General features: G+C 58.7%; 7 protein-coding genes and 1 tRNA gene. 4 read left to right on the forward strand and 4 right to left on the reverse strand.

The window, feature by feature from the left end; all coding sequences use genetic code 11:
* Positions 1-174: 174 nt before the first annotated feature.
* Together G5168_RS19460 and G5168_RS19465 are read right to left on the reverse strand one after the other, a co-directional pair.
* Entirely contained in the window at positions 175-780 is a 606-nt protein-coding gene (locus G5168_RS19460) for a TIGR04211 family SH3 domain-containing protein (protein ID WP_005335443.1), read from the reverse strand.
* 146 nt (positions 781-926) lie between these two features.
* Positions 927-1,676 (reverse strand): potassium channel family protein, encoded by a 750-nt coding sequence (locus tag G5168_RS19465; RefSeq protein WP_266135366.1) that lies wholly within the window; start codon positions 1,674-1,676, stop codon positions 927-929.
* Between the two features lie 100 nt (positions 1,677-1,776).
* On the opposite strand from G5168_RS19465, the gene G5168_RS19470 reads away from it, so the two are divergent.
* Entirely contained in the window at positions 1,777-3,027 is a 1,251-nt protein-coding gene (locus G5168_RS19470; protein WP_421252602.1) for a methyl-accepting chemotaxis protein, read from the forward strand.
* Positions 3,028-3,171: 144 nt separating this feature from the next.
* Here the strand turns inward: G5168_RS19470 and gltX are convergent, their stop codons facing one another.
* Positions 3,172-4,587 carry a glutamate--tRNA ligase gene (gene gltX, locus G5168_RS19475; RefSeq protein ID WP_206876676.1) on the reverse strand — a complete coding sequence of 472 codons (1,416 nt, stop codon included), beginning with the start codon at positions 4,585-4,587 and terminating at the stop codon, positions 3,172-3,174.
* Between the two features lie 274 nt (positions 4,588-4,861).
* On the opposite strand from gltX, the gene G5168_RS19480 reads away from it, so the two are divergent.
* From G5168_RS19480 to G5168_RS19490, 3 genes are all read left to right on the forward strand, one after another.
* Positions 4,862-6,964: a methyl-accepting chemotaxis protein gene (locus G5168_RS19480; protein WP_227342005.1), complete on the forward strand. Its 2,103-nt coding sequence runs from the start codon at positions 4,862-4,864 to the stop codon at positions 6,962-6,964.
* A 99-nt stretch (positions 6,965-7,063) separates the two neighbouring features.
* Positions 7,064-7,732 carry a LysM-like peptidoglycan-binding domain-containing protein gene (locus G5168_RS19485; protein WP_103250429.1) on the forward strand — a complete coding sequence of 223 codons (669 nt, stop codon included), beginning with the start codon at positions 7,064-7,066 and terminating at the stop codon, positions 7,730-7,732.
* A 274-nt stretch (positions 7,733-8,006) separates the two neighbouring features.
* Entirely contained in the window at positions 8,007-8,216 is a 210-nt protein-coding gene (locus G5168_RS19490; protein WP_005338972.1) for a cold-shock protein, read from the forward strand.
* Between the two features lie 228 nt (positions 8,217-8,444).
* Here the strand turns inward: G5168_RS19490 and G5168_RS19495 are convergent.
* A tRNA-Gly gene (locus G5168_RS19495) sits at positions 8,445-8,520 on the reverse strand.

The following is an 8,520-nucleotide window of genomic DNA, read 5'->3' on the forward strand; positions in this document are numbered from 1 at the left end:
AGCCAATACGCCAGCAAGCGTGAGGGTCATCTGACTTCATTTTGTATACGATCTGCCACCACCCTGTCGCAAAGCAGTCACGCATTCCGTCCAATAGTGGATGTCTCCAATGCGCCCCAAAAAAGAAGGGCCGCCACGGCGACCCTTCTCAGCAATTCATTCAGCCAGATGCTGTCAGTTCATCCAGCGATCGCCGCGGCTGCGACGACGGGGCAGCATCGGCAGCAGGATGCCAAGCAGAATACCGGCCCCCACCATGGCACCACCACGGATAAACCAGTCCATCTGCATGTCGTGCTCCTGGTTGTCGTAGCTCTGGGTCAGGGCATCATTCTGCTCTTTGAGATTGCTCATCTCCTCACCCTGACTGACCAGCTGAGCCTTGAGGGCGGCGATCTCCTTGCTCTGGGCAGCGATCTGACCATCCTTCTCGGTGAAGCGTTTCTCGTTGTCACCGTTGAGGTTCTGCAGGCGATCTTTAAGCTCATCGCGCTCTTTTTCCACCTGGGGCAGACGCTCGCGCAGGCTGATCTGGCTCTGCAGTTCGCTGTTCTTGATCCACCCCTCGCGGCCGCGACCGTCCACCACCTGGGTGAAACCGGCCTCGCTGTTCACCGCCTTTACCTCCAGCGGTTCACCAGCCTTGACGCTGCCAAGGATCCGGTACTGGGTACCCGGGCCATTGTGGATATAGGTAAAGATGTTGTCTGAAACATAACGGGTATCGGCCAGTGCCTGTTGGGCACACAAGCAGATCAAAATCCCGAGAAGGGCGCGCATGGTCGATCGGTTCTCTTTTTCTGGTGTGGACAAGAGGTTGAATGTTAAGCCGCCAGCAGGCTAAAGGACAAGCAAAGAAAAAGCAGCTCCCCCCGGATATAAAGCGCGGAGTTGCGAGTCACCTCGCAACTTGCCCGCCCTTGGCCTCACTTGTTTTTCAGCTCCCGCACCTCGCTGCGCAGGGCGCGGATCTCTCGCAGCAACTCCTCTTGCTGGTTGTTGTAGTGATGACGCCACTTGTCGGTCTCGCTCTCCTTGGCAGGCTGCAAAAAGATGCTGGCCATAAAACCGCTTATGGCACCAAACAGACCGACCCCGAACAGGATCAGCAGGCTGGCGACAAAACGCCCCTCCTCGGTCTTGGGTACCAGATCGCCATAGCCCACGGTCGACAGGGTCACCAGCGTCCACCAGAAGGCGTCATAGGGGGTCTCAATCTGGCTGCCGGGCTGGCCCGACTCAATCCAGTACATGACGCCGGAGCCCAATCCCAGCAGCAGGACGAAGAGGAAGAGGATGCCGGAGAGGGTGGTCTCGTTGCGCTCGCGACGGAACATGGCCCAGAGATCCGGGTGCTCCTTGAACAGTTGATAGACCCGCCACAACTGGAGCAGTCGGGCCCAACGCAGCTGCTCCACCATCGGCAGACTACCCGGCAGATAGAACCAGTTTGCCTTGAAGTAGGCTTTGCGGTCTGGAGCACGGATCCAGCCATAAGCAAAATGCGCGAGGAAGAAGTAGCAGATCAGACTGTCCAGGTCATAGAAGAGCTGCAGGGTCTGGGGAGTCAGGGTTTCGTGGCCCCACCAGCGGGCCGTCACCAGCAGAACCGAGACAATCGACAGAAATGCCATCAGCAGATCCATCGCCCGTAGATGAGTTAAGTGATGTCGCATACATTTTCCAACTTTAAGCACAGTGCGAATTAATAAAAGAGAAGATAATGCCGATAGCCTTGAGGGCAAAGGAAAAGCGATATTCAAAGGAGATTTTACGATGCAGTTGAACCTGCTGGAGAAGCGGATGAGCAACATTCGGCTGGTGCCGAAAGTGGTGTTGCTGATGGTGGTGAGTACCATTTTGCTACTGACCAAACTCTGGTTTGATACCAACAATCTGGAGACCACCCTGCTCAGCGAGGGGCTTGATCCGGACAAAGCCAACGCCATTGCCGACCGCCTGCTCTGGAGCGGCCTGATGGAGACCACCATCATGGGGCTGCTGTTCGTGATCCTGCTGATGACCGGTTCCCGCCTGATGGTCAAGCAGGTGCACTATCTGGTGGATCTGCTGGAGCGCTTCGCCAAGCGGGATCTCAGTCACAAGGTGTTGCTCAAATCTCGGGATGAATTCGGTGACATCGCCAAGGCGGTCTCCCACTCGCAGGAGAACCTCAAAGCAGTGTTTAACAACCAGCGCGCCGCCTGCAAGGAGCTCAACGACATCGCCTCTCAGGTCACCCTCTGCATGGAGGAGGCCAACGAAGCGATCAACGAAGAGTTCACCCAGATCGAACAGCTGGCGAGCGCCATGAGCCAGATGGTCGGCGCCATTCGCGAAGTGGCTGCCCATGCGGATCAGGCCTCTCACGCCACCGCCGAAACCAGCCAGCTGGCAGAAGCGGGGAGCCGCTGCGTCGCCGATACCGTCAGCACCATCGACACCCTCTCCGACAACATCCAGCGCTCCGCCACCGTGGTCAATCAGGTGGAGCAAGGGGTCGAGCGCATTGGATCTGTGGTCGACACCATTCGCGGCATCTCGGAGCAGACCAACCTGCTGGCACTTAACGCGGCCATCGAGGCGGCCCGCGCCGGTGAAGCGGGTCGTGGCTTTGCCGTGGTGGCCTCCGAAGTGCGCGAGCTGGCCAACCGGGCTCAAGCTGCCACCGTCGAAATTCAGAAGATGATCGAACAACTGCAGGGCAATGCCGGTCAGGCCGCCGAACTGATGGCCCAGAGCGTGCGCCAGGCCGACAAGGGGGTGGAACAGGTGACCCAGGCCGGAACCCAGCTCGCCACCATAGTGCAGCGGGTACAAGGTGTCGCCGACATGAACCGCCACATCGCAGCCGCCTCCGAGCAGCAGAGCTCGGTCGCCGAAGAGATGCGCGGCAATCTGGAACAGGTCAAGCAGATCGCCGAAGGCTCCGTCGTGGTGCTGCGCGAGCTGCAAGAGGCCTCCGAGCTGGTCGAACAGCACAGCAAGGAGCTCGACAGCCAGATCCACTCCTTCAAGCTCGCCTGACTGCTCGCCCTGGTCGGGCATGACCGCGTTGTGCCCTGCCGCCGCTCCCGACCATAAAAAAATCCGAAACCAGTGGTTTCGGATTTTTGCTATTCAGCATATGGCAGAGCGAGGTTATCCCCTCGCCTGCCACCTCGGCAGCACTTACTCGGCAGCCATGCGGGCTTCGATGTAAGCCAGTGCGCGGTCGATACGAGCGAGAACACGCTCTTTACCTACCAACGCCATTACCGCGTCGATAGCAGGAGACTGACCCAGACCGGTGACGGCTACGCGCAGCGGCATACCAACCTTGCCCATACCCTGACCCAGTTCGGCGGCGGTCGCTTCAATCAGCTCGTGCAGCGCTTCGGTGGTCCAGCTATCCAGTGCAGCCAGCTTGGTTTTGGCCAAGGTGAGCGGCTCGGCAGCGACGCCACGCAGGTGCTTCTTGGCGGCCGCCTCGTCAATGGCTTCGTACTCTTCGAACAGATAGCGGCTCTGGGCAGCCATCTCAACCAGGGTGTTGCAGCGCTCGGCCAGCAGGGTGACAACCTCGGCCAGCGCCGGGCCATTGCTGGTGTCGATCTTCTGGTTTTCCATGTGCCATGCCAGATGCTTGGCCACATAAGCAGGATCCAGGCTGCGCATGTAGTGGTTGTTCAGCCACAGCAGCTTGTCGGTATTGAAGGCAGAGGCGGACTTGGAGATGGCATCCAGGCTGAACAGCTTGATCATCTCTTCCAGGCTGAAGATCTCCTGATCGCCGTGGGACCAGCCCAGACGTACCAGATAGTTCAGCAGCGCTTCCGGCAGGTAGCCGTCGTCGCGGTACTGCATCACAGAAACGGCACCGTGGCGCTTGGAGAGCTTGGCACCGTCGTCACCCAGGATCATGGAGACGTGGGCAAACTCCGGCACCGGCGCGTTCAGCGCCTTGTAGATGTTGATCTGGCGCGGGGTGTTGTTGATGTGGTCTTCACCACGCACCACGTGGGTGATCTCCATATCCCAGTCATCGACTACAACACAGAAGTTGTAGGTCGGCGCGCCGTCGGTACGGCGGATGATCAGATCGTCTAGCTCGGTGTTGGCGAACTCGATGCGGCCACGGACGTGGTCATCGAACACCACGGAACCTTCGGTCGGGTTGCGGAAGCGGATCACGTGCGGCGCATCGGCAGGGTGATCGTGGGCGTGGTCGCGGCACTTGCCGTCGTAACGGGGCTTCTCGCCGTTGGCCATCTGGCCTTCGCGCAGTGCTTCCAGACGCTCTTTGGAGCAGTAGCACTTGTAGGCGCGGCCATCGGCCAGCATCTCGTCGATCAGACCGTTGTAGCGATCGAAGCGCTTGGTCTGGTAGTAGGGGCCCTCATCCCAGTTCAGCTCCAGCCATTCCATGCCCTCAATGATGGCGTCGATCGCCTCCTGAGTGGAACGTTCCAGATCGGTATCCTCAATACGCAGCACGAACTCACCGCCCTGGTTCTTTGCAAACAACCAAGAATAGAGTGCGGTACGGGCACCGCCGACATGCAAAAAGCCGGTCGGGCTGGGAGCAAAACGGGTTTTGACTTTCATCTTTAAGCCTTGTGTAGAGGGCCTTGGGCCAATTCGTTAAAAAAAACCGTCGCATTTTAGCACCGACAATCACGGATGGGAAAACCATGACGCCATTGCGGGCTAAAGTAGGGGGGTAAATCTGTCGCCATTTGCATCTGTAGCCCGATATTTGAAGAGGATCGCAAAACAGAAGCCCCGTTTCCGATTTGCTATGCACAATGCTGGAGAGCTGCCTCCTCCGGTCGATACCCAAATAACGCTCACCACACTTCTCACGAACAAGGAAGAGACGATGCAGTTCCGTTCTATCCAGAATCGCATTCTAGTGATGGCCGGGATCGCCATGACCGCAGCCCTGGTCATCCTGATCCTGCTCAACCAATACTCCGGCCAACAGACCCAACAACTGACCATCAGCTCCAGCCGTGAAGCGCTGCAACAGGAGGCATGGCAGAAGGTCAGCGCCAATGCCCGCGCCGAGGCGGCCACCATCACCCAACTGCTGCAAAAAGGGCTCTCCTACACCCAGCAGATGGCCAGCGCCCTCGCCCTGCAACAACAGGGCAAACTGCCGCTGGATCGCCAGCAGGCCACCGACCTGCTCAAGGCACAATTGGCGTTGGAGCCCCAGCTCTATGGCGCCTTTGCCGGCTTCGAGCCCAACGGTTTCGACGGTCAGGATGCCAGCTTTGCTGGCCAGAGTGCGCTGGGCAGTGACGACAAAGGGCGCTTCGTGCCCTACTTCTATCGCGACAAAGATCAAATCGGTACCGATCTGCTGCTCTCCATCGAAAAAACCGACCCGGACGAATTCGGCAATCCCGCCAACGACTACTACGCCTGCCCGAAACGGGAAGGGCGCTCTTGTCTGATCGATCCCTTCAAGGTGGATATCAACGGTCAGCAGGTGCTGGTGAGCACTATCACCACCCCCATCATGGTGGATGGTCAGTTCAAGGGGATCGCCGCGCTGGATCTGGCGGTGGACTCCATCAGCCGTCAGGCCAAGAGCCTCAACAGCAACATCTATGACGGCAAGGGCGAAACCCTGATCGTCAGCGCCGCCGGTGTCATCACCGGCACCAGCGGTGATGCCAGCCTGCTCGGTAGCAGCGCAAGTAAGGTGCTGGGCGACCAGTGGCAGCAGTACCTGAAACCGGAAGTTCAGCGTCAGGAGCTGGACGACTCATTCCGTATTTCCGTCCCCATCATGGTGCCGGGAATGAGCCGCAACTGGGCCATCATCGTCACCCTGCCCTACAAGGTGGTACTGGCGGGGGCCGATCAGCTGGAGAGCCAGCTCAATGAGATGAACCGGGCCGCAGTGACCCAGCAATTGGTGGGCGCCGTTATCGTACTGGTGCTGGCGCTGGCCACCATGCTGGTGATTGCCCGCAGCATCACTGGCCCCATCCGTCAGATGGTCAGCCTGGTGGATGACATCGCCGATGGGGAAGGGGATCTCACCAAGCGCCTCGCAACCCGATCTGTCGACGAGCTGGGGGATCTCGCCAAGGGGATCAACCGCTTTATCGACAAGCTGCAAGGGCTGCTCGGGGATGTGCTCAAGACTGCCAGCGAGGTGAACCGTTATGCCGGTGATACCGACCGCATCGCCGGTCAGACCGACAACAACCTGCAGCACCATCAGGCGGAAATGGAGCAGATGCTGACCGCGGTGCAGGAGATGTCCTACGTCAGTCAGGAGGTCGCCACCCACGCCAACAACACCGCCGACTCGGCCAAACAGGCGCAAGGCGCAGCCGATCAGGGCAAGGAGCGCTTCCAGCAGGTGATCCAGTCGATGCACAAGGTCGCAGCAGAAGCCGGCAAAGGGGCCGAAGTGGTGGAAGGGCTGGCCCACGACAGCGCCCAGATCACCAGCATCCTCACCGTCATTCAGGGGATTGCCGATCAGACCAACCTGCTGGCCCTCAACGCCGCCATCGAGGCTGCACGGGCTGGCGAACAAGGCCGCGGCTTTGCGGTGGTGGCCGACGAGGTGCGCAAACTGGCAGGCAATACCCAGCAGGCGGTGCAGAATACCCAGGAGTTGATCGAGAAGATCCGCCTCAGCTCCACCAATGCAGTCAACGCCATCACCCAGAGCCAGCAGTTGACCCATCAGGCAGTGAGCGAAGCGGATCTGGCGGAAGAGGCGCTCGGCAGCATCTACCAGGCCATCTCCACCATCAACGACATGACCTATCAGATCGCCTCCGCCGCCGAAGAGCAGAGCTCGGTCTCAGAAACCGTCTCCGGCAACCTGTCAAAAACCAACGCACTGGCCAACGACATTGCTCAGGATGCGACCGAAACGGCCAAAGCCAGTCAGGCATTGCGTCAGGCGGCCGACAAATTGCAGCAATTACTGGGTCAATTTCGTCTCAGCTGATAATTTTCCGCCTCAGGACTCTCCCCCTCGGGGGCGAGTCCGTTTACCATAGGCGGCGAATTTGCCTGATGGCAGGCAATGTAGTGAGAGGTAAATGCCGTGCCCACCCCGGACCGTCGCCCACGAGGCCATAACAGACGAGCCCAGCAGCGTCGCCAAGACGAATCACAAGGATCCCTGCTCCATCGCATCAATGCCGCGACCCTGTCCCTGCGCCAACGTTTTGGCCAAGGGATGAGCAACCTCGGTCAACGCCGCCAGGATGCCAAAGCAGGCAAATTCAAGCTGTCCAGCCCGCTGCCCCGCAAAAACACCATAGGTCTGCTGATCCTGATCCCGCTCTGGTTGCTGGTGCTGGCCTGGGAGCCGGCACCATCCGCCCCCAAAGCCGCCCCTTCCGGCTCGCTGGAAGTGCCGCTGGCCGTGCCTGCTCAAGCTCTAACTGTCGGTAATGGCGCGGCAGGCAGTGCCCCCGCGGCAGCCAAGCCGGTCGAAGAGAAGGTCAACGGTACCTGGCTGCAACACGATGTGCAGGCGGGTGAGACCCTCTACTCCATCTGGCGTAAATTCGAGTTACCCGGTGCCGAGTTGAGCCGCCTGATCGCCATCGAGGGGCCGGATCGCCCCCTGACCCGCCTGCAATCGGGCCGCTCTATCTTCATCTTGGTGGACGACACCCGCCGCATCCAGCGGGTGGAGATCCGCTCCTACGGTCAGGCGGTTTACCGCTACGACCGGCAGGGCGAAGGGTTCGCCCTCAAGGAATAACAACACGGGAGGCGCTGGCCTCCCGTTTTTTTTCAGTCAAATATCTTCAAATAAGCTACTGACTTCACAATATTTTTAGCTTGTTCAAAAAACGAAAGGGGTCAAATTGACAAGGATCGGCGCTAACGTACAATCGTTTGTGCTTTAGACAGGGATTGTTCTACGTGCTACTGGGACAAAGAGACGTGGTCAGTCATGAGCCAACCCCTGCTTGCAAGGCAAATGCAGCCCAGCACGGGCTTAGTTTCATTTTGTTATTGATAGGATTTAGCACATGTCTGACATTCGCACCGGCCAAGTAAAATGGTTCAACGAAACCAAGGGTTTTGGCTTTATTGAACAATCCCAGGGTCCGGACGTATTCGTTCACTTCTCCTCCATCCAGAGCACCGGTTTCAAAACCCTGGCTGAAGGTCAAAAAGTCCAGTTCACTGTGACCCAGGGCAAAAAAGGCCCTCAGGCTGAGAACGTTACTCTGGTCTAAGCCCGCGCCAGTGAATCATGCAGGAGGAGCCAAGGCCCCTCCTCTTTTTTGCCCGCAATTCTTCCTGCCAACCACCTTTCCCTCGTAAAACCCGCACAATGAACCCGTACCACCTTCCTGTTCGCAGAAGGCGGCGGAGACTCGCTGAGTAAACGCCAGATACGACAAAGCATCGCAACGCGATGTGAAGGGCAATTCAGAGGGATTATGAAAACTTCGAAGAGAGATTGGAGCGGGAAACGAGACTCGAACTCGCGACCCCGACCTTGGCAAGGTCGTGCTCTACCAACTGAGCTATTCCCGC

It is taken from the genome of Aeromonas sp. 600724, from assembly GCF_049175135.1.
GTDB classification, from domain to species: Bacteria; Pseudomonadota; Gammaproteobacteria; order Enterobacterales; family Aeromonadaceae; genus Aeromonas; species Aeromonas veronii_A.

What these genes read in the sequence shown, in the direction of transcription:
- G5168_RS19460 (WP_005335443.1), bottom strand. Translation starts at nt 780, where the DNA reads ATGCGCGCCCTTCTCGGGATTTTGATCTGCTTGTGTGCCCAACAGGCA.
- G5168_RS19465 (WP_266135366.1), bottom strand. Translation starts at nt 1,676, where the DNA reads ATGCGACATCACTTAACTCATCTACGGGCGATGGATCTGCTGATGGCA.
- G5168_RS19470 (WP_421252602.1), top strand. Translation starts at nt 1,777, where the DNA reads ATGCAGTTGAACCTGCTGGAGAAGCGGATGAGCAACATTCGGCTGGTG.
- gltX (WP_206876676.1), bottom strand. Translation starts at nt 4,587, where the DNA reads ATGAAAGTCAAAACCCGTTTTGCTCCCAGCCCGACCGGCTTTTTGCAT.
- G5168_RS19480 (WP_227342005.1), top strand. Translation starts at nt 4,862, where the DNA reads ATGCAGTTCCGTTCTATCCAGAATCGCATTCTAGTGATGGCCGGGATC.
- G5168_RS19490 (WP_005338972.1), top strand. Translation starts at nt 8,007, where the DNA reads ATGTCTGACATTCGCACCGGCCAAGTAAAATGGTTCAACGAAACCAAG.